Source organism: Arthrobacter sp. LFS091, from assembly GCF_047977885.1.
Taxonomy (GTDB): Bacteria; Actinomycetota; Actinomycetes; order Actinomycetales; family Micrococcaceae; genus Arthrobacter.
On the sequence record NZ_JBFPFP010000008.1, the window covers coordinates 103,517 to 125,547 of the forward strand.

At 64.0% G+C, this 22,031-nt stretch carries 13 protein-coding genes; 1 reads left to right on the forward strand and 12 read right to left on the reverse strand.

The features are described 5' to 3' along the window. Nucleotides 1-23 precede the first annotated feature (23 nt). From ACNQOP_RS16035 to speB, 12 genes are all read right to left on the reverse strand, one after another. Entirely contained in the window at nucleotides 24-1,232 is a 1,209-nt protein-coding gene (locus ACNQOP_RS16035; RefSeq protein ID WP_416405093.1) for a 5-methylcytosine restriction system specificity protein McrC, read from the reverse strand. A gap of 73 nt (nucleotides 1,233-1,305) precedes the next feature. After that, nucleotides 1,306-3,540 (reverse strand): McrB family protein, encoded by a 2,235-nt coding sequence (locus ACNQOP_RS16040; RefSeq protein ID WP_416405094.1) that lies wholly within the window; start codon nucleotides 3,538-3,540, stop codon nucleotides 1,306-1,308. A gap of 72 nt (nucleotides 3,541-3,612) precedes the next feature. Next, complete coding sequence (locus ACNQOP_RS16045; RefSeq protein ID WP_416405095.1) at nucleotides 3,613-5,550, reverse strand: DUF5107 domain-containing protein; 1,938 nt, start codon at nucleotides 5,548-5,550, stop codon at nucleotides 3,613-3,615. A 1-nt stretch (nucleotide 5,551) separates the two neighbouring features. Further along, on the reverse strand, nucleotides 5,552-8,623 hold the full coding sequence (locus ACNQOP_RS16050; RefSeq protein WP_416405096.1) for a glycoside hydrolase domain-containing protein: 3,072 nt from the start codon (nucleotides 8,621-8,623) through the stop codon (nucleotides 5,552-5,554). A gap of 148 nt (nucleotides 8,624-8,771) precedes the next feature. Further along, on the reverse strand, nucleotides 8,772-9,533 hold the full coding sequence (locus ACNQOP_RS16055) for a copper homeostasis protein CutC (RefSeq protein WP_416405097.1): 762 nt from the start codon (nucleotides 9,531-9,533) through the stop codon (nucleotides 8,772-8,774). Nucleotides 9,534-9,615: 82 nt separating this feature from the next. Beyond that, complete coding sequence (locus ACNQOP_RS16060; RefSeq protein WP_235519731.1) at nucleotides 9,616-10,035, reverse strand: acyl-CoA thioesterase; 420 nt, start codon at nucleotides 10,033-10,035, stop codon at nucleotides 9,616-9,618. A 62-nt stretch (nucleotides 10,036-10,097) separates the two neighbouring features. Next, nucleotides 10,098-12,176 carry an ABC transporter ATP-binding protein gene (locus tag ACNQOP_RS16065; protein ID WP_284985983.1) on the reverse strand — a complete coding sequence of 693 codons (2,079 nt, stop codon included), beginning with the start codon at nucleotides 12,174-12,176 and terminating at the stop codon, nucleotides 10,098-10,100. Next, entirely contained in the window at nucleotides 12,173-13,906 is a 1,734-nt protein-coding gene (locus tag ACNQOP_RS16070; protein ID WP_416405098.1) for an ABC transporter ATP-binding protein, read from the reverse strand. Before ACNQOP_RS16070 ends, ACNQOP_RS16065 begins: the two co-directional genes overlap by 4 nt. 312 nt (nucleotides 13,907-14,218) lie before the next feature. Next, nucleotides 14,219-16,258, reverse strand: coding sequence for an MFS transporter (locus tag ACNQOP_RS16075; protein ID WP_416405099.1), 2,040 nt, complete (start codon nucleotides 16,256-16,258; stop codon nucleotides 14,219-14,221). Between the two features lie 9 nt (nucleotides 16,259-16,267). After that, on the reverse strand, nucleotides 16,268-16,750 hold the full coding sequence (locus tag ACNQOP_RS16080) for a MarR family winged helix-turn-helix transcriptional regulator (protein WP_284985981.1): 483 nt from the start codon (nucleotides 16,748-16,750) through the stop codon (nucleotides 16,268-16,270). Nucleotides 16,751-16,946: 196 nt separating this feature from the next. Next, a complete protein-coding gene (locus ACNQOP_RS16085; protein WP_416405101.1) occupies nucleotides 16,947-18,650 on the reverse strand; it encodes a thiamine pyrophosphate-binding protein in 1,704 nt (567 codons plus the stop codon). Continuing rightward, entirely contained in the window at nucleotides 18,647-19,708 is a 1,062-nt protein-coding gene (gene speB / locus ACNQOP_RS16090; protein ID WP_257368863.1) for an agmatinase, read from the reverse strand. The genes ACNQOP_RS16085 and speB overlap by 4 nt, the downstream gene beginning before the upstream one ends. Before the next feature lie 216 nt (nucleotides 19,709-19,924). Here speB and ACNQOP_RS16095 point away from each other — a divergent pair, with 216 nt between their 5' ends. Beyond that, nucleotides 19,925-21,898 (forward strand): amino acid transporter, encoded by a 1,974-nt coding sequence (locus tag ACNQOP_RS16095; RefSeq protein ID WP_416405102.1) that lies wholly within the window; start codon nucleotides 19,925-19,927, stop codon nucleotides 21,896-21,898. Nucleotides 21,899-22,031: the final 133 nt, after the last annotated feature.

The window sequence follows — 22,031 nt, forward strand, 5'->3', positions numbered from 1 at the left end:
ACTCCGGATAGGTTCCTTTCAGGCTAGTCCGACGGCGGTCCACCCGCCACAGCCTGGCGCACCACTTCTCCCCACGACTGTTCGGCGAGGTCAGCCACCGATGCCAGGATTTCCGCAGGAGGCCGGGAAAGGTCCAGCGGATACTCCACAATGTCGATGTCCGTGTTCAGGATCCTGCGCAGTTTCATTTCCCCCGAACCGGCATACACCAACCAGGCAGTGGGAACCCTGAGCGCCGTGCAGTACGCCAGCAACTGGTAGTGGTCGGCACTCAAGGAGGCACCGGCGTCGGAGGCGGCTTTGTACTTGGTGTCGTACACCACCACGGGACGGCCGCCCAGGAAGTGGACGGCGTCGGGCCGGACGGTGATGCGGTCGGAGTCACGGACGGCCTCGTTGAGCAGGGCTCCGTACTGGAGCCGCGTCTCTCCCGGATGCGCGCTCATGGCACTTCGCAGGGCTGCGCCAACGAACTCTTCGAAAACCTTGCCCATGTCCACCACGAAGGAGGCGCTCTGCTGTTTGCCCACACCGGCTTCGGCGGAGGCGTTGCGCAGGATCACCTCGGAGAGGCGCAGCACCGGGTGGTACCTGAGGTTCATCCGGCTGGCCCGCCACGGCGGAAGCGGAGCCCCGGACTGAAGGCGGGTGACGGCGTCAAGCTTTCCCTTAAGCTGGCGCAAGCGGCTCAGGACGTCGGGTCGGACACCGGGCACCTGTCCCATCCGCTCCAAGGCGGCCCGAAGAATCCGGTTCTCGGCAATGTCCTCCGTGAATTCGTCGTAGGACACCTCCAACGGAACCATCATTCCGGGGCGGCGGGAGATTTGGTCCGAGATGCGGATGCGGCCCTTGACCGTCCGGAGCGATTCGTCCATTGTCAGGTAGCCCTGGAGGACGCCCCGGCTCAGTGCCTTGTCCGCGAGCTGGGCCAGCGACTCAGCCAGCGCGCTCCACAGGTCCGGGTGCTCCACGGCGTCCACTGACTGGTCGCGGAAGCCTTGCTCGCCGGCGTAGCTCAGCAGGAAGAGCAGGCGGCTGAGGCCCAGCCGGTCCTTCGGGCGGACCTCCAACTGCACCGTGGCCGTGCGCACGGAGCCCACCTTGCCCACCGGTTCTATCCGGTAGAGGCCCATGCCCATGGGCGATGCCTTCGCCAGTCCGCTGGCGTTGATAAACGCCGCCGATTCGGGGTCGAGCTTGTCCACTACTCCGCCGGAGAGCTCATCCATGACAATGTGCCGCGGACCCGCTGGTCCACGGCGGGCACTCGCAGGAGCCCGGCCGGGCTTCGGCGGGACGGCGTTAGCGGGCTGCAAGACGTCCCAGCAACTGTTCCAGGCCGAAGCGTTCTTCCAACTGTGCCCGGTTCAGCTGCCCGTGGTAGTGCTCCTCCAGCAACGGCATGAGCTCGTACTTCCAGATGCGGCGCAGGCCCGTGGGATTCTGGGCCGCGTTCTTCATGAAATACGACGGCCCGATCATGAGGTCACGGTCCCAGTCGTCTATCGCGTCATTCAGCGCATCGAGGAGGTCGGCGTTGAGCGTATCCAGGCCGCGCGCTTCCAGGAACCGGCGCAACGTGCCACGGATCGGCTCCTCTTTGGGGTGCAGTTCGATGAACGCAAAACGACGGCGGATGGCAGCATCCATCATGGCGATTGAACGGTCCGCGGTGTTCATGGTGCCGATGATGTAGAGGTTGTCGGGCAAGCTGAAGGGCTCGTTGGGGCTGTACTGCAGGTAGATGCGGTCGTCCCTGTACTCCAGCAGGAAGTAGAGCTCGCCGAACACCTTGGCCAGGTTGGCACGGTTCATCTCATCGATGATCAGGAAGTACGGCTTGTGCGCGTTTTCTGGCTTGGCCGCTTCCTCAGCGAGGCGCCGCAGGGGTCCGGCGACGAGCTTGAAGGAAACCTGGCCGTCGTCGGTCTTGTCTGGCCGGTAGCCCTCAAAGAAGTCCTCATAGGCGTATGAAGGGTGGAACTGGACCAGCTTCACGCGCTCGTCCGTGTGGTCTCCTGCGAGTTCGGCGGCGAGGTGCTTGGCCAGGTACGTCTTGCCTGTTCCCGGGGGGCCGTAAAGGACCAGTTGCCGATTCTCCTCCAGCAGTTCAGCGATCTCCTGGAGGGGTTCCAGGTCCATGTGCAGGGACGCCGCGAACTCTTCAGTCAAGGGACGGAAACCCTGCTGGACAACCTCGACGACGGCGGTTGGCGGCGCTTCGTCCTCGCCGTCGGTCTCGGCCTCCACCGGAAGCAGTTCCTGCAGCGCCTGGATGACCCGGGTGACGTCCACCAGGATGCCGGGGGTGGAGAGCTGCCGCTGGGCGTGGCGCGGAAGTTCCGGAATGGCATAGCTGTCATCGAACCAGCGGACCTTGCGGCGGATGCGCCGGTTGTCCTCGTGGTGCTCCGGTTCACCGAGAACCACACCGACCCGCACCCGGCCGGCGTGCTGGTACAGGGTGAGGTCGCCCGGTTTCATGACGGTCAGGAACGCAAAGACGGCCGTCTTGGTGTCTTCCCGTTCAACATAGCCAAGATGCTTGTAGTCCTCGTCCACGGCATGCTGGACCACCCCCGCGGTCACTCCCGCAGTGAGGGTGCGCAGGTGCTCAACATCCAGGGTGGCCTTTTCTTCGGCAACCCATGAAGCCAGGAGATCGGCGTTGTCGTGGTGCGTGCGCAGGAGCCAGGAACGACGACCCGGGTCCCCCACCTTCCGCCACTGGCTCACCAATTGGCGCGCGTACCAGTCGATGCGCTGCCCGGCCTGCTCGTCCAGGTGCAAGCGGATGCGGTGGATGTCCGCGGTAATGTCCTCGTCCGTGTCGCCCTTGGCCCCGCCCACCAGCGACGCGAAAGCGTCCCTGATTTCTTGCCGTTCGACGTCCGCCACCACAGGCTCGAAGTAGCTTGGCCACACCAGGTACTCGATGCTTCGGCGCAGGGCGGGCTGGTCCCCAGGTGTGCCGGCCGCAAGTTCGTGGAAGGCCAAGGGGTCCGCGAGCGCCTGGCTGATGGTTGCTGTGCTTTGGCTGTCCACGTGGGCCACAAAACGGCACAGCCATTTGAGGTGATCCCAGATAGTCCAGTTGAATTCCGCGGTCCGGTCACGGATCACGCCGTGGTCCGTCATGCCCTCGTAGAGTTCCTCCGGGAGCTCGATGGGCGGCTCAACCCACGATGCTGCCTCGGCAACCCGGGCACGCTTCACCCGCAGGGACTTGACCTCGTGGGCGAGCGGGAGGGACTGCAGGAACAGCAGTTCAACGGCCAGGAGTTTGGCCTCCCGCGAGGCACCGTCAAGGTTGTGGCGCAGGTTGGTCATCATGGGCGCCTTGGAGTCTTCCACCCCGCGCTCGAGCCGTTCAAGCAGCTCCGCGGCAGCGTCCGATGTCCATGTCAGCGTCCGTCCGTCCAGCGCCGACGGTCTCCCTTTCAGCGCCGGACCGAGCACATACCAGGCCGCGTCCTCGATCTCCTTGGAGACTCCGGGGGCGCGGTCAAGGGCAGGTTCTACGGAGGGAATCACCATGCCAACTTACCCTGTTTGGCTTAAGCAAGCATCTGGATATCCACAGGTTCGCGGCCCGGGCCGGCGCTCCCGTCAGTGCATGCCGAACTGGTACGCCGCCGGCACGGGTTCACCTGGGCACACTTCCTCCCACAGCGCCGAAATCGCGTCTTCGCCCTCCCGGAGGTCCGGAATTTCGACGCCATTGCGCAGTATCGCGGCGGCCTCGGCTGCGTGGCCACCCCTTGCGAGCGCGAGCGCCTTGAGGAACGTCAAGCGCCCGACGGCGGCCCCCTCCTTCGGTGCCGACTCCGCCAGGTCCAGGGCCATGGTGGGGTCGCCGTGCCTGATGGCCAAGGTCACGGCCTCCGACAGGAAAGCAACGCTGGAGGAATCGGTTTCCACCCCGTCCCGCAGCTCAGAGAGCCCCTCCTCATCGCGCCCCGCCGCGAGCAACGCCAGGCCGAGCCCACGGTGCGCAAGCGCCTTGGTGCGCCTCCGCACCCCCTTGGCCTGAAGGACCTTCCGGTAGCCTTCCTTTGCGCCTTCGAGGTCCTGCCGTGCGTGCCTCATCGTGGCCAGATGGAACGTGGCTTCAGGATTGTCCTGCGCGGCAAGCAACTCTTCCCAATCCGCCCCGGCAACGTAACTGGGTGCGCCGTCGAACGCTTTTCCGTGAAGAAGCCCAAGCCAGGGTTCCTGCTCCTCCGTCACGCTCTCGTCCACGAAGGGTGTCCCGCTTTCGTCGATCCAGCGCCTGCCTGCCTTGAGCCGCCGGGCGCGTTCCACCACACCCCAGCCACTGCCGTACAGGAGCATTTTCGACGGCGGGACGTCGGCATTCGTGATGGCGGCCGGAAGCATGGCCTCGAGATCATCGTGGGGCAGCAGCTCTTCCAGGCGCGCGCCTGCATCGGCCACTGCAGCACCCCAGTCCGCACCGTGCGAGGCCTCCGGGTCCAGATGCCCGTTGCCGTATGCCTCCACCCAGGCCCACTCCGCGCCGGCGGGCATCACCAGGTGTTCGAACTGGGTCTGCGCCAGGCCCGCTTGGATCTCCGCGTAGGGCCCTGCTCCGGGGCTGAGCCACTCCTGCCACCGTTTGCCACCTTGGCCCTGGCCCCAGACGAACAGCTTCTTCCCGCGCAGGAGGCCCGTGGACAGCATCGCCAGCCCGTCGCCGTCGTCGTCTGCCGCTACCACCCAGCGCCGCTCGCCGGGGTCGATGTCGAAGAAGAAGTCAGCTGCGTGCGGGCTGTTGACCAGCCAGGTTCCGTCGTAGCCTTCGTGGCTGGTGGGCGTGACGCGGGTGATGTCCGTGGTGTAGTCGCTGCCAAAGGCCTCGTCGGCCGGGGCAATGACTCGGGTTCGCTCGGTTTCCGGGATGGCTGCGTTGCTCCACCAGTACATGGGGACGTCGTGGTCGTTGGGGTTTCGCAGCCGGACGGCCGCGAACACCACGGCCGAATCCTCGGGAAGCCAGATGTCCACTTGGAACACCACTTCGCGCAGCCGTTCGCACTCCCACATCCGAAGGATGTGCTTGCCGTCAGGCGTGTGGACGATCGCCGTATGCAGCGGATCGCAGCTGGTGGGCGAGTGGCCACGGGTGCCGATGTTCCACTCCAGTCCGCCCGCGAACCACGCCTTGCGCAGCGCGATGTTGGCCAATTGCGGGGCGTCGTGGGTGTGGAGCAACTGTTTGCCGGTGGCTTTGTCGAACAGTTCCCAGATGCGGCCGCCCAGCGACGGAAGGACCGTCACCCTCAGTTTGCTGTTTTCAAGAACGACGGCGGGCACCTCCTTGGGTGCTGCCTCCCGGCTGTAGCCGTCCTGCATCAGGTACGGGTAGACGTTGGGCACCAGACCGTACCGGGCCGAGGCCTGGAGTTCCTCAGGGATGCCCTCGCCCACGGTGTAGGGCTGGTCCAGTTCGGCTGCGACCACAGGCAGGGGATTCAGGGGGCCTAGCTCGGCCATGGTCAGCGGGATGGTGGTGACGGTCAGGTTGGAAGTTGCTGTGTGTGCCACGTCAGAATCCGATCCAGAGAAGGAGGCCGCGCTGCGGCTCGATGGCTATTGATTGGCCGGGGGCGTACTCCGCGGCTGGCTGGTATCCGCGGATTGGCGGCGCTTCGATGTGGCGGCCGGTGGCGGCAGCGCCGGAGGCTCCGGCGGTGAGGGCGTCGTCGTCGAATATCAACGTCACGTCCTCAGTTTGCCCGGCCCATGATGCGAGCGCCACAACCATTCCGCGCTCCGTGAGCCAAGTGGTGGCCAGAACATCCGGATGGCTTGTGCGGACGGGTGATTGCGGGTCCCAGAAGCCCCGCATCTGCGCGCCCTCCAGGCCGGTGGCTGCCCAGAACTCCCAGAGTGGGCGGTTATCGACGGCGGGGGCCCGGCCGGTCATGCCGAACACCATGCCACGCCATGGGTTGCCGCCGCCTTCCAGCATTTCGCCCATGAGGCCAAAGGGAATGCCGGACAGTTCCACCAACCAGTAGTCAGGGTCGGTGTTGTCGTAGTCGAAGTACTCCCCCAGCCATAGCCTGTCCACATAGGGCAGCTGCTCCATGTACAGATTGGCCGAGGACGCGTACCCGTCATGCGCTGTGAACTGGTTGGCCGAGTGGAGGTCGATCTCCGGTCCAACCACACCCCGCGTCGCGCAGGCCCTCTCGAGGACCTTGCGCACGCGCAACATTGCATGCCGGTCGTAGGCGATGTCATCCAGGTAGATACCGTCGATCCCGTCATCTCCCATGGCCAGTTCCTGCAAGCTGCGCACGTAGAAGTTCTCCCACCGCGACTCGCCTGTGGTCACCACTGCGATGTCCTCGACGTTCGGCGCGAACCACGCGGACACGTAGCCGCTGCCGGCGTGTTCCTGTAGCCAGATGTGGCCTGCCCCGGGGCCGTCGCTGAAGATCTCATGGTCGAGCTGCAGCAACGGCAGCAGCTCCGGGCTGTGGAAGGTGAGCTCCCGGACGGTGTTGTAGATTTTGGCTTTGAGCCCTTTCTGATGGCAAGCAGCCACATACTTCCTCAGCCGTTCGGCGCTGAGAAGGGGGTCGTTGATGTAGGGCGCCGGTGCTGTTGCGTGATGGATGTTGACCACCGTGGCCCCGGCGGCTTTGATCTCGGACGGGTTGGCCGGTTCGTGGAAGTAGCGTTTGCCCAGGTGCTTTCCGGGCTGGATCGGCTTGAATGGTGTCAGCAGGAGCCGGAAGTCGAAGTCCAGTGGCTTGCCCGCTTCCAACGTCCGGGCGCCACTTGATGCGCGGACCATGACATCGTCTCCAACGGTCCGCAGCGTGACCCCGCCCCCAACTGTGCTGCCCTGCCGGTTGGCCCACGACGCCGGTTCCACCAACGGTTTTTCGCGGTAGAAATTGGTGTTGAGCGGACGCTCGTAGCTGCCGTCCCGCAAAGCCAGTTGGAGTCCGGCGTTCACCCCACCCAACCACAGCGAATCCTGGTTCCTCGTTGCGACGTCCCACGTCCAGTTAAGGGTTTCAGGCCGCCGTCCGCCCGGCACGCCCAAACCCATTGCGAACGGAACCGCGGCCCGATGGAGCGCCAACTGCAGGCCGACGTCGTCCGCTGCGAACGTCGACCCGGGCGTGAGGCGCAGGCCGTACGTCACTGTTCCGTCGGCGTCGAGAACGCCCTTCAACTCGAGCGACATGGCAGTACTTTGACCTGCCCGGCCGGTCCACCGGGAACGCCACGAGATTCGGGCCGGGCCCTCCCTCTTGAACTCAAGCGGCGAATGTGTCCACTTCACGCCGTCCACGTCCAACCGGATGGGCGCACTGAGAAGCTCGACGGCGGGACCTTCAGTTGACGTCACAGCGGCGGTGAACGTGGAGGTGATCTGGGCCGGAAGTCCCGATTCCGTCAGCTGCAGCGTCCTGCCCAGGATTCCGAGGGTCCTGGCGGATTCGTCGAGCGTTACTGCGGTGAACGGCGCCACGAGCTCCGAGTCCTGTGCCACTGCCGAATCCAGCCAAGCGAGGCGTCGGAGGTAGCGGGGCTCGCCGAAACCGCCCGCACTGACCACCGGGTCCGCCTCTTCCTCTGGGAGGACATCAAGCGCGACCTCGACATTCCGCGCTGGGTTTCCCGTCGCGCTGACCGTGATCGACGCATAGTGAGTGGTCCCGGCAGCGTGCTTCGGGATGGGGAGGATAACGAACAAGGCCAGTACCGTCCCCGCTGGAACGTCCAGGGTCCTATGCCACGGCCGGCCCAGTCGGTCCACACCGTCGGTGTTGATGCAGTGTCCGCCCGATGCTGACGCGACCTCAACGGAGAGCCCTGCCAGGTCTCGCTGCGCATACAACCCGAGCTGGACCACGTAGTCCTCGCCTGGTTCTGCTGCGGCCCGGAACGTGTCCGATGGGCCGTTGATCACCCAGTGCGCGGGCAGGTCCGCCCGCATGGAAACAGGGTTCAGGCGGTCCTCGGGGAACACCAGGAAGGCCTCTCCGGGGTGCCGCGCGTGGAGTGATTCCAGTTCGATGGCGCTCGCCGTGAAGTTCATCGGCGCGAACGAGTCCCGCTCACTGGCGGCCTCGTAGCGCAGGACCTCAGCGCGCGGAAGCCCGCGTTCCGGCGCCCACGCAGAACCCCCGACGGCGGCCGCCCACGCCGGATCCGCGGCCGGCCGCCGCGGGAGGTACTGCGCCTGCGGATAATGGGGTTTCCCGAGCATTGCGTAGGGCAGGTAGTAGACGAAGTAGATGCCGGCACCGTCGATGGCTTCGAACACCAGGGTTCCCGACTCCCTCGTAGCCTGCTCCACCGTGAGGTTCCTGACCCTGCCTCCGGAGCGCGCCGAGACAACAATGACCTCCACCGTTGCCGGCTCGGGGTCCTGCCGGCGCCACGGCAGAACCACGCGGTGTGCCCTGCCTGCTGCTTCGGCTCCTTCGGTGTGGGTGTGCGTTGTACCGACTTCGATGACGAAGCGATGGTTTCCGTACAGCAGCTTGTCCCAGTCCCCGATGCCGCACTCCACCTCCGGATGTCCGGGGCTGCTGCTGGTAGATGGAAGGGGATGGGCGGGGGCCGATGAAACCGGCGAGGGCAGCGGCATCGCTGGGGACTCCTGAAGGTAGCTTCCGGGGCTTTCACCGAGTTGGTGAATCCTTCAATCATTGGCGTTGCGGCACCCTCTGTAAAGGGTCATTACGATGCGTACTCACTGGAATTCGCCCGCACTGGGCTGGACGGCGGCGGCCTGGTTAAGCTGCGGCGCCGTTCAATGCGTTGACCTTCGCTTTGGCGGCCCGAACGGTTTCGCGGTCGGTGACGGTGTAGGCCGTGGGATCGTTGCCATCCTGGGCGCCTAGGGAAATCGTTCCCTCGCCGAGGGTGGAGACAGTCCTCTTGGCTGACAAGTGAACAGCCGAAAGGCCTGCCTTGTGCATGGCAGGGATGTCCTCCAGCGCCAATCCCCCACCGGCCATGATCTGCAGGTCAGCTCCGGCCCGTTCTGCCATGGCGGCCAAAGTAGGCAGGCCCGCTCCTGCCGTGGCTTCGTGCCCGGAGGTGAGGACCCGCGTGAATCCCAGTTCGAGGAGCTGCTCCAAGGCGGCCAGCGGGTCCTTGGACTGGTCGATGGCCCGGTGGAACGTCAATTCGGCGTCCTGGTTGGCGTCCCGGGCGGCGTCCGCCAGGCGTTGCAGGATGCGGACATCCAACTCGCCGGCCCCCGTGAGCGCTCCCACCACAACCCCGTGCGCACCTTGGGCCAGCAAGTGCCGGATCTCATGCACCATGGTGTCCACGTCCGAGGCGGAATACCGGAAATCGCCGGGCCTGCATCGAATCAGCGGGTGGATTTCCAAACGGCCGTCGACGTGTTCCAGGCTGGCTTCCATGAGGCCCTGGCTGGGCGTGATGCCACCAAGTTCCAGGCTGCTGCACAGTTCGATGCGGTCCGCGCCTTCCGAGGCGGCGATCCCTGCTCCGGCAGCACTCACTACGGCTATTTCAAGTTTCATGCTGAAACTCTACGTGCCCGTGGGTTCGCCTACGCGAACGGCCCCCGGGAACGTATCCCGGGGGCCGCACGCGTGCTCGACGTCAGGGAGCCTGGTAGCGTCCCAGCTGCTCCTTTTGTTCAGGAGTGAGCCGGAGGACGCGGCCGCTGGCCTCAGCGACGAAGGCCAGGTGCGTGCTGGCTTTGACGCACTCCTCCCCGGTGACCGGGTCCTTGATGACGTAGTGCAGATCGAAGCTGGCCCCTTTGATGGCGCCCACCCAAATCTCCACGACGGCCGGAACATTGCGGTATTCCAGCGTCCGGACGTAGCGGACCTTGTGTTCAACAACCAGGGTCATGGTGCCCTCGTCAACATCGTTGAAAAGAGCTGCCGGTGGCTCAACCCCAGGGAGTCCCGCACCACGGGGAGGCCCGAAGGCTGCGATACGGGCTTCCTCGAGCATGCGCACGATCTGGACGTTGTTGATGTGGCCGTAGGCGTCCATGTCGCCCCAACGCATGGGCACGAGGACCTCAATGCGCTGGGGCGTGGCGGATGCTCCGGTAGCCGGCAATTCCGTGCTCAGCTGTGCACCGCCGTCGAATCGTCCACCGCGGTCTCTTGCTCACCCGCGAACTGCGACATGTACAACCGGTAGTACGCGCCCTGCAGGGTGAGCAGATGTGCGTGGTTGCCTTGCTCCACGATCTTGCCGTTCTCCATGACCAGGATGGTATCGGCGTCGCGGATAGTGGAGAGCCGGTGGGCAATAACGAAGCTGGTCCGGTCAGTGCGCAGTGCCGCCATGGCTTTCTGCAGCAACAGCTCGGTCCGGGTATCCACAGAGCTTGTCGCCTCGTCCAGGATCAACAGGGACGGGTCGGACACGAACGCGCGCGCGATGGTGATGAGCTGCTTTTCACCTGCGCTGACGTTGCTGCCTTCTTCGTCGATGATGGTTTGGTAACCGTCCGGCAGGGCACGTACGAAACGGTCCACGTAGGTAGCCTTGGCCGCCTCCATGATCTGCTCTTCCGTGGCGTCCAACTTGCCGTACTTGATGTTGTCGTAAATCGTTCCACCGAACAGCCAGGCATCCTGCAGCACCATGCCCACCTTGGAGCGCAGCTCGGCACGGCTGAGGTCCTTGATGTCCACGCCGTCCAGTGTGATGCGGCCGGCGTTGAGCTCGTAGAAACGCATGACCAGGTTGACCAGTGTGGTTTTACCCGCCCCGGTTGGTCCGACGATGGCTACCGTGTGCCCGGGCTCAGCGCTGAAGGAGAGGTCCTCGATCAACGGCTTGTCCTCCACGTAGCTGAAGGAAACGTGCTCGAATTCAACGTGGCCGTCGGTCTTGGCCGGCAGGTGGCGCGTGCCGGTCTCTTCGATCTCTTCATCGGCATCGAGGAACTCGAAGACCCGCTCGGCAGAGGCAACGCCGGACTGCAGCATGTTGGCCATGCCGGCGATCTGGCCCAGGGGCTGGGTGAATTCACGCGAGTACTGGATGAAGGCCGTGGCGTCACCCAGGCTCATTGAGCCCGACGCGACCCGCAGGCCACCCACGACGGCAATGCCAACGTAGGACAGGTAGGACACGAAGTTCATCGCCGGGAAGATCACGCCCGAGACGAACTGGGCACCGAACGATGCTTTGTAGAGTTCGTTGTTCTTCTCATCGAAGCGCTCCAGCATGTCGGCGTCGCGGCCGAACACCTTCACAAGATCGTGGCCGGAGAACGCTTCCTCGATCTGGCCATTCAAAGCGCCGGTGTTCTTCCACTGTGCCGCGAACAGTTTCTGGCTGCGGGCACCGATGACGCCTGCCAGGATGCCGGAGAGCGGCAGGGCGATCAACGCGATCAGCGCCAATTCCCAGGACACGATGAACATCATGACCGTAATGCCCAGCACCGTCAGCACGGAGCTGACCAACTGGGAGAATGCCTGCTGCAGGCCTTGCTGGACGTTGTCGACGTCGTTGGTCACGCGGGACAGGATGTCTCCACGCTGGCGGGTGTCGAAGTAGTTCAGCGGGAGCCTGTTGAGCTTCGCCTGGACATCGTTGCGGAGCTTCTTGATGACCCGCATGACGATCCTGTTGAGCAACCACCCTTGTGCCCAGAGGAAGATGTTGGCCACAAAATACATCAGCAGCACGATCGAAATCAGGAACGTCAGCTTGGGGAAGTTGATCCCGTTGGTGAGCTCCATCTTGGAGACCATGTCCGCAAAGTTGCCTTGGCCCTGCTGGCGCATAAGCTCGACGAACTGTTCCTGGGAGACGCCCTGCGGGATTTGCTTCCCCACGACGCCGCCGAAGATGACGTCCATGGCACTACCGAGGACCTTGGGGGCAATGACGTTCAGGACCACCGAGACGACCACCAGGCCGATCACGATGTACACGCCGACGCTTTCGGGTTTCAGCAGGCCCATGAGCCGCTTCGCCGACGGCCAGAACGCTTTGGCCTTCTTGGCCGGAACGTCGCCGAACATGCCGCCATCAGCCTCTGTGGGGACGTATTCCTCTTCTACGAAGTCTTCGTCCTCAAGCACTTCGGTTGCGACCTGGGCCTCGGCTGTCGCCTTGGCATTCTTGGCGGCTTCTGCCTTGGCAGCCCAGCCGCGCTTCTTCTGCTGGTTCTGCCCGCTCATGCCACTTCCTCCACGCTCAACTGTGATTCAACGATTTCCTGGTACGTGGGCGACGTTTCCAGCAGTTCGTCGTGCGTTCCACGGTCCACGATCCGGCCGTTGTCCAGGACCAGGATTTCGTCGGCGTCGGCGATGGTGGAGACACGCTGGGCCACGATGATGACCGTGGCGTCCCTCGTCTTGGCCTTCAGCGCCTTCCGGAGCCTGGCATCGGTGGCAACGTCCAAGGCCGAGAAGGAATCGTCGAACAGGTAGACATTGGGTTTGGTGACCAGGGCCCTGGCAATGGACAGACGCTGGCGCTGCCCGCCGGAGACGTTGGTTCCGCCCTGGGCGATGCGTCGGTTCAAGCCGGACGACTTCTCCTCCACAAAGCCCTTGGCCTGCGCGGTTTCAAGCGCATCCCACAGTTCCTCGTCAGTTGCATCCGGCTTCCCGAAACGAAGGTTGTGCTCGATCGTGCCCGAGAACAGATACGGCTTCTGCGGAACAGCCGAGACGCGGCTGGTGATCTCCGAGGCGTCCATCTTGGTGACAGGTACGCCGTCGAGCAGTACATCACCTGAACCGACGTCGTAGAGTCGCGGCAGCAGCGAAACCAGGGTGGTCTTGCCGGCACCCGTTGAACCGATAATGGCCAGGGTCTTGCCCGGCTCTGCCGTGAAGGAGATGTTGCTCAGTACGGGTGCCTCGGCACCGGGGTACTTGAAGGTGACGTCGCGGAATTCGACACGTCCCTTCTTCTCAGCGGGCACCACCGGTGAGGTTGGGTTATGGATGGAAGGCTCGACGTCGAGCACCTCACCAATACGGTCGGCGCAGACGGAGGCACGCGGAATCATCATGGCCATGAACGTACCCATCATGACGGCCATGAGGATCTGGAGCAGGTACTGCAGGAACGCCGTGAGCGCGCCAACCTGCATGTCGCCGGAGTCCACGCGCTGGCCACCGAACCACAGCACAGCCGCGGTGGAGAGGTGCAGGATCATGCCAATGGCCGGGAACATCAGGACGAACAGGTTACCGATCTTCACGGACACCGCAGTCAGCTCGTCATTGGCATCACCGAAACGTTTGGCTTCATGGGGCTCACGCACGAAAGCACGCACCACGCGGATGCCGATGATCTGCTCACGGAGCACGCCATTGATGGCGTCGATCTTGGTCTGCATGGAGCGGAACAAGGGCATCAAGCGGACCACGAGGTAACCAACTACTGCGACGAGGACCGGGACCGAGACCCAGACAAGCCAGGAGAGGCTGAGGTCCTCGCGGAGTGCCATGATGATGCCACCGACACACATGATGGGTGTCGAAACCATGAAGTTCAGGCCCATCAGCACCAGCATCTGTACCTGCTGGACGTCGTTGGTGCCGCGGGTGATCAACGTAGGGGCACCGAAACGGTTGACGTCCTGCGCCGAGAAACCGCTGACCTGGCGGTAAACGCTGCGCCGAAGATCGCGGCCGATGGCCATGGCCACCCGGGCCCCGAAGTAGACGGCGATGATGGCGGAGAGCACCTGTCCCAGGGCCACCGCGAGCATGAGGGCACCGGTCTGCCAGATGAAGTCGGTGTCCCCGCGGGAGACACCCTCATCGATGATCTTGGCGTTGAGGCTGGGGAGGTAGAGCGTGGCAATGGTAGAGGCCAGCTGAAAGAACAGCACGGCCGCTATCTGCGGCAAATACGGCTTGGAATAGCGCCGTATAAGGGTGACAAGCATGCCCACGGGTCCTTAGAAAGAGTGCGTGAATGAGACAGGAAGAAGTTTGGCAGCAAGGGCTGACAGTATTAGCCTCCCCACTGTACGAAATACTTTGCTGTGGCGAAACGACCCAGGGAAAAGATCATCCCAGCGGAGTATCTCCCGTGTCCCGGGTGCTCCCGCCGGTGCATCTGGCCCAGCGACAGGCAGGTTGGAACGCAGCAAAGCGCCGGCCGGGTTACCCAGCCGACGCTTACTGTCCCGCCCTTGTTCGTCACGGCCCACGTACTACGCCGGGTGTTTCACACAAGGACGGGATCCGTGGTCGGATTAGCCGGCGTGCTTACCGTGGTCGGCACGGGCTTCGGCTCCCTGAAGAAGCAGCAATGCCATACGCTCCTGTTGCCTGCGTTCGCGCTTGAGCTCCTTGCGGATGGCTGCCAACTCTTCGGCAGTGGCGGCCTGCTGCTCTGCGATGGCCTGCTGCTCCCGCAGGCGTGCCTGCAGTTCAACATTGGCTCGGCTGAGCTGCAGTTGCTGTTCGGCCAGGACGTACTGCGTCCGGGACAGCTGCTCCTGGACTTCCTTGACGTCACCAGTGGCATGGGGACGTTCCTGGGTGAGGATCCGGGCAAATTCCAGGTCCAGGTCGGATCCGGAATCCTGCTTCGGAATCTGGCGGTCCGCCCCACCGGCGGGGCGTTCGGCACCCAGGCCGCTGCCGCCGTCGTCGGTCTTTACGGCGTCCAGGGACGACGTGTCCAGGGACATTCCAGCATCGCCGGAGGCCGTGGCAATCAGTTCCTTTTCGGGAGCGGCATCAACCGTGCGGCGCAGTGGACGTTCCTTGATGAACAGAACGGCCAGGAGGGCAACCACGCTGATGATGGCGGAAATAAGGAAGATCTGTGCAGTTGCGTCGCCGTATGCAGCCCGCATGATGTCGGCGATGGGCGCAGGCATGTCGGCCAGGTCCATGCTGGCCCCGGAGCCGCCACCCTGGACCGGAATGCCCGCAGCGGCCATTCCTTCCACGGCAAGGTCCTTCACGTGGTTGGACATGATGGCACCGAGGACGGAGACACCGATCGCGCCGCCCACCGACCGGAAGAATGCCACCGAAGCACTTGCCGTTCCGATGTCCTTGGCCTGGACGGTGTTCTGTACGGCCAGCACCAGGTTCTGCATCAGCATGCCCAGGCCGAGGCCGAACACGCCGGTGTAGATGGCAACGATCCAGAGTTCCGTGGTGTGGTCCATGGTGCCGGCGAAGGCCAGGCCACCGATGAGCAGCACCGAACCTGCGATCAGGAACCTCTTCCACTTACCAAAGCGGCTGATCAGCACACCCGATGCCACGGAACCAATGAGGTTGCCGGCAATCATGGGCAGCGTCAGCAGGCCGGCCTCGGTAGGCGTAGCGCCACGGGCCACCTGGAAGTACTGGCCCAGGAAGGTGGAGGAACCGAACATGGCGATACCGACGGCGATCGAAGCAACGATGGCCAGTGCAGTGGTGCGCTCGGAGATGATCTTCAAGGGGATGATCGGCTGGGCAACCTTGGTTTCCACGAACACCAGGAGGGCAAGCAACGCTACGCCGCCTCCGACCATGAGCGCGGACTGCCAGGAGAACCAGTCGTAGTAGTCAGGGTTACCGGCGAAGGAAACCCAGATCAGCAGCAGGCTGACGCCCGAGGTCAGGAGGATGGAACCAAGCCAGTCGATCTTGGCGGGGCGCTTGATGTGCTCAATCTTGAGGGTGATCTGGAGAAGGATCAGCGCCACAACGGCCAAGGGAACACAGACGAAGAATGTCCAGCGCCAGCCGAGCGGGCTGTCAACAATGAAGCCACCCAGCAGCGGGCCGCCGGCGGTTCCGACCGCCATGACAGCGCCCATGTAACCCGAGTACTTTCCGCGGTCGCGCGGCGGGATCATGGATCCGATGATCGCCTGCGCCAGGGCGGTCAGGCCACCCATCGCGATGCCCTGGATAACGCGTGCGGTCAGCAGAAGCGGGATGGTCTCGGACAGGCCGGCCATGACCGAGCCCGCCACGAAGATGATGATGCTCAGCTGGACCAGGAGCTTCTTGTCGAAGAGGTCAGCAAGTTTGCCCCAGATGGGCGTGGTGGCGGCGTTCGCCAGGAGCGCTGCCGTAATGACCCACGCGAAGTCCGTTTGGGTGCCCTTGAGCTCGGACATGATGGTGGGCAGTGCGTTGGCGACGATGGTGCTGCTGAGGATCGCCGTGAAGAATGCCGCGAGGAGGCCGGTCAAGGCTTCCATGATCTGCCGGTGCGTCATGGGCGCGGCAGCAGTTGCTGGTGCGCCCACCGCCGTCGGGGTTTGTGTTGGTTTAGCCATTCCGGGCTCCTAAGCTGTCTGGTTTGTTGTGATGGAGCCGGCCGCCGTTGCCCGGATTGAGTCCTTGAGGGACTCTGTGAGTTTGTTGAGCACCTGGGAGGCCTCGAGGGCGTCAGCCTCGCTCCAATCCGCCAGGTAATCCCGCAGTCTCACGCTGCGTTGTTCTTCGAATTCGTGCAGTTTCGCCGCACCCTTTTCCGTGAGGGCGAGCAGTTGCGCCCTGCCGTCTGCCGGATCGGGCCGCCGGACTACGAAGCCGAGCTCTTCGAGCTCCGCGATATGCCGGCTCAGGACCGGAGCGCTGACACCCAGGCGCGAAGCGAGGTGCGTCGCGCGGGCCTCCCCCTCGCCGATGAACCGCATGACACCTTGGAGCGCCATTCCGACGTCGGGAACGCGGGCCATGTGGGCAGTCACCACGCAACGCAGAGTTCGTTGGAGATCGAAGATTTGATGAACAAGATCGGTTGCGGTGGCAGAACCGACGGACATGTAGACACACCCCTTTTTTGTTTGCCTAAAGCAACTATAACTCATATTGATTGCTTTGGGAAACTAATGATGGGATTCGTGGAGGCGTTGCGGGGCCCGCTTTGCGCCCCAAAGAACGAATTTGGGGAGCAGGGCGGGCCCACAACGCAGAAAACCCCCGCAAGGTGTTCCGTGCGGGGGTTGCCTGTTGGCGCTTTTAGTCGTCCAGGTGCGTGGGGCCGAACATCTTCAGCAGCGTTTCAACCACGACGACGTTGGGTCCGTCCGCTTCGAAGGACGCCTTGAGCGCGTCCCCCACTTCCTCCGGGGCAACCCGGCGGGCCGGGACACCGAAGGACTCGGCAAGCTTGACGAAGTCCGGGCGGGCGAGTTCCGTGGCGGTGGCCTGGCCGAAGGCCCCCACCATGTACTCGCGCAGGATCCCATAGCCACCGTCGTCCACGATCAGCCACGTGACCGGGACGTTGTGCTGCTTGGCCGTGGCGAGTTCGGAGATGGAGTACATCGAGGAACCGTCACCAGACACAGCGAGCACACGGCTCGGTTTGCCGGTGGTTTCCAAGCCCACAGCCCCGCCGATCGCCGCGGGGAAACCGTAGCCGAGGCCGCCAGCGCCCTGGGCCGAGTGGAACTGGCCCTGCCGGGCGTCCCAGCAGCTCCAGCCCCAGTACGCGGAGATGGTCATGTCCCAAAACGTCTGCATGTCCGCCGGAACAGCCTCACGGATGTCCGACATGAACTTCAGTTCCTTGGCCAGGTCCTGGGATTCCAGCCGTGCCTTGACCTTGGCCAGGGACTCCTTGACCACGTCTTCCGGGCTGCTTCCGTGCCAGTCCCGCTTGTTCGCTGTTCCGGCGCCTGCCTCTGAGAGCGCTTCGTCCAGGGCCGCGAGTGCCTGTCCGGCGTCGGCGCGGATGCCCAGGCCGGGACGGTTGGACTCGAGGACGCGTGGTTCGGCGTCGATCTGGATGATCCGGCCTCGCGGTTCGAACGTGAAGTAGTTGGAAGTGACCTCGCCCAAGGATGAGCCGATGACGATCAGGACGTCGGCGTCTTCGAGGACATCGGTCATGTACCGGTCCTCGATCCACGACTGTAGGGACAACTCGTGGGTCCACGGGAACGCACCGTTGCCGCCGGGTGTGCAGATGACCGGGGCCCGCAGCTGCTCTGCGATCGAGAGCAGCGACTTCTCGGCCCGGCCACGGCGGGTACCGCCGCCGGCGATGATCGCCGGACGTTCCGCCGTCGAAAGCCACTTCACGGCCTCCCGCACGAGCTCAACGCGGGGCGGATTGTCGAAGGCCTCGGCCAATGCGTCTTCCACCGGCGGGACCATGATCGGGTCCAGCAGGACGTTCTGCGGGATCTCGATCCACACCGGACCCTGCGGCGAGGAAATCGCCTCGGTCCACGCATCCTGGATAGCCGACGGAATGCCTGAAGCGTGCTGGATCAGGCGCTGGCTCTTGGTGACGTTCGCAGCCGAGGCCTTCTGGTCATCAAGCTGGTGCAGCATGCCCTTGCGGCGTGCGCCCAAACCATCGAGCGGGATCTGGCTGGCAACAACCACCATCGGAACACCGGTGGCGTAGGCCTCCTGGAGACCGGCCAAGGACGTCAGCGCGCCGGGACCCGTCGACAGGAACAGCACACCCACCTCCCCTGTGGCACGGGAATAGCCGTCAGCGGCGAACGCCGAGTTGTTCTCCACCCGGGAGGATACGAAATGCAGGTTGCCGCGGCCCATGGCGTCAAAGAGGCCCAGGGCGTGCTGGCCGGGGATACCGAACACGGTCTTCGCGCCCAGCGCCTCCAGGGTCTCGACGACGAGGTCCCCGCCATTGCGCTGGTTGGTGCCCTTGGTGGGGGCTGCTGTACCCGGATCGAAATCGATCATCGCTGCTCTCCCGAGGCCTTCGCGAGCTCCTCGATGCGAGCGCCCAGGGCCTGCTGGGCGTAGCCGTTGGGGGCACCCAGTCGATCACCCTCGACGGCGTTGTCTGCCATCAGGGTGACGAGCTCGTAGGCAACATGGCTTCCGGCAACACCGGTAATCTCCGCATGGTCGTAGGCGGGAGCAACCTCGACGATGTCCGCGCCAACGAGGTTCATTCCACGGAAACCGCGAATGATTTCAAGGAGTTCACGGCTGCTGATGCCGCCGGCCTCGGGGGTACCGGTGCCGGGTGCGTGCGCCGGATCCAGGACGTCGATGTCCACGGAGATGTACAGCGGGCGGTTGCCGATGCGGTCCCGGATCTTCGCGACCGTCTCCAGAACGCCCTGGTAGTAGACGTCCGCGGAGGTGACGATTCCGAACCCGAAGCGGTGGTCGTCGTCGAGGTCCTTCTTGCCGTACAGCGGACCGCGGGTTCCAACGTGGCTAATGGCTTCGGTGTCCAGGATGCCTTCTTCCACGGCACGGCGGAACGGGGTGCCGTGGGTGTACTCGGCACCGAAGTAGGTGTCCCAGGTATCCAGGTGCGCGTCGAAGTGGAGCATGGCGATGGGTTCGCCGGCGCGCTCGGCGGCGGCACGGAGCAAAGGCAGGGCGATGGTGTGGTCGCCACCGAGGGTAACCAGCTTGCTGCCGTTGGCGGTGAGGTCCAGGGCGTTCTGCTGGATGGTCTCGATGGCCTCGTTGATGTTAAAGGGGTTCACAGCCATGTCGCCTGCATCGGCGACCTGGATGTTTTCAAAGGGGCTGACATCCCAGGCGGGGTTGTAGGGGCGCAGCAGGCGGCTGGCTTCACGCACATGGTTGGCGCCGAAGCGCGCGCCCGGGCGGTACGAGACGCCTGAGTCGAACGGAACGCCAACAACTGTGACGTCAGCCTTTGCTACCTGGTCAAGGCGGGGCAGGCGGGCGTAGGTGGCGGCACCGGCATAGCGCGGGATGCGGGACGAATCGATGGGACCAAGGTTGCCGTTGGCCTCAATACGGAGCTCTTCCAAAATGCGCCACTCCTTAGTGGATCGGGGGTGAATCTGTGACTGTGACACCCATCATACACTCGAAGTTGCCTAATAAGCATCATCTGTTTACAACTTTGCCTCAGCTTGAGACGCCCATCACAGCAGGCGTAAAGATTCCATAAAAACCGGGGTTTCGGCGTCGACGGCGGTCCTACGCTCGACCGGGAGCAGCACCGTGCTGCGCGAAAGGACACCGTGACCACCCTGTCGAGGCCTCCGGCCGATCCGGCCAACCGGCAAAAAGACTCCTTCAAGCTCAAGCCCTGGCTGCTGGAAGGAATGCCGGACACCTCAGGCAAACGGCAAGGCCCCCACGGCCAACCCTCGGAGTCGCACAAGCCGCAGGCGTGGTGGAAGGTCATGTGCCTCACCGGGCTGGACTACTTCTCCACGCTCGGCTACCAGCCCGCCATCGCGGCGTTGGCGGCTGGCCTGCTCTCTCCCTTGGCAACGTTGCTCCTGGTGGTGGCAACCCTGGCCGGCGCGTTGCCCGTATACCGCAGGGTGGCCAAGGAAAGCCCCCGAGGCGAAGGCTCCATTGCCATGCTGGAGCGCCTCCTCCCCCGCTGGAGCGGCAAGCTCTTCGTCCTGGCACTCCTGGGCTTCGCTGCCACCGACTTCATGATCACCATCACCTTGTCGGCCGCAGACGCCACAGCCCACCTCATTGAAAACCCCTTCGCCCCGGACTTCCTTGAAGGGCAGCATGTCGTCATCACCCTGGCGCTGATTGCTGGTTTGGGAGTGGTCTTCCTTCGCGGCTTTAAAGAGGCTATCAACGTTGCCGTCGTCCTGGTGGCTGCGTTCCTGGCCCTGAACCTGGTGGTGATTTCGGTTTCCATCGGACATCTCTTCACCGAAGCGCACGTCATCACCAACTGGTGGACAGCCCTGACGACCTCGCATGGCGACCCCATCATGATGGTTGCCCTGGCGCTCCTGGTATTCCCGCGGCTTGCCCTGGGCCTGTCCGGATTCGAGACCGGCGTGGCCGTCATGCCGCAGATCAAGGGCTACCCGTCCGACACTGAAACTAACCCAGTGGGACGCATCAAGGGTGCCCATCGGCTCCTGACGACAGCAGCCATCATCATGAGCTCGTTCCTCATCACCTCCAGTTTCACCACGGTGATGCTTATTCCGGCGGTCGAATTCGAATCCGGGGGCAAAGCCGAAGGCCGCGCGCTTGCCTACCTCGCCCACAAGTTCCTTGGTGACGGCTTCGGAACGGTCTACGACGTCAGCACCATCGCGATTCTCTGGTTCGCCGGCGCATCAGCCATGGCAGGTTTGCTCAACCTCGTGCCGCGCTACCTTCCCCGCTACGGAATGGCTCCCGCCTGGGCCCGCGCCCTGCGCCCGCTGGTCCTGGTCTTCACGGTCATCGCCTTCATCGTGACCATCATTTTCCAGGCCGACGTCAACGCCCAGGGCGGCGCCTATGCTACCGGCGTCCTTGTCCTGATCACCTCCGCTTCCATCGCGGTGACCCTTTCCGCACGGCGCAAGAAGCAGCGGGCCCAGTTCATCGGCTTCGGCATCATCTCCCTGGTTTTCGTCTACACCACGGTGGTCAACTCGATCGAACGCCCGGATGGCCTGAAGATCGCGGCCCTCTTCATCCTTGGCATCATGGTGGTCAGTTTCATCTCCCGCATGCGCCGGGCGTTCGAACTGCGGGCCACGCACATCAAGCTGGACGAGAAGGCGTTGCAGTTCACGGCCAACCATGCCGAGGGGCCGGTCCGGATCATCGCCCACGAACCCAAGCACGTAAGCGCGGGCCGTTACAGGGAAAAGCTCCAGCACGCCCAACAGGCAAACCACCTTCCCGTCGACTGCGACGCAGTATTCATCGAGATCATCGTGGACGACAGCTCCGACTTTGAGCAGGAACTGCAGGTGGTGGGCAAGGAGAGGCACGGCTTCAAGATCCTGGAAGTGCACAGCAACAACGTGCCCAATACCCTGGCCGCTGTCTTGCTGCACATCCGCGACGTCACCGGCCTGATGCCGCACATCTACTTCCGCTGGACCGAGGGCAACCCGATCTCCAACCTGAGCAAGTTCCTGTTCTTCGGCGAGGGCGAAATCGCGCCCGTAACGCGCGAAGTGTTGCGGGAAGCGGAGCCGGACATCACCCGCCGGCCCTGGGTCCACGTGGGCTAGCTCCTCCTCCGCCGAGCTCCTCCCCAGTTGCCGGCCGCCTCCGCCGCGCTCCTCCCCAGTTGCCGGCGGGAAGGGCACGCATGGATCCCGGGTTTCCGCGCTCGCCCTGGGGCCTTGGGCCTCCTGGGTCAAA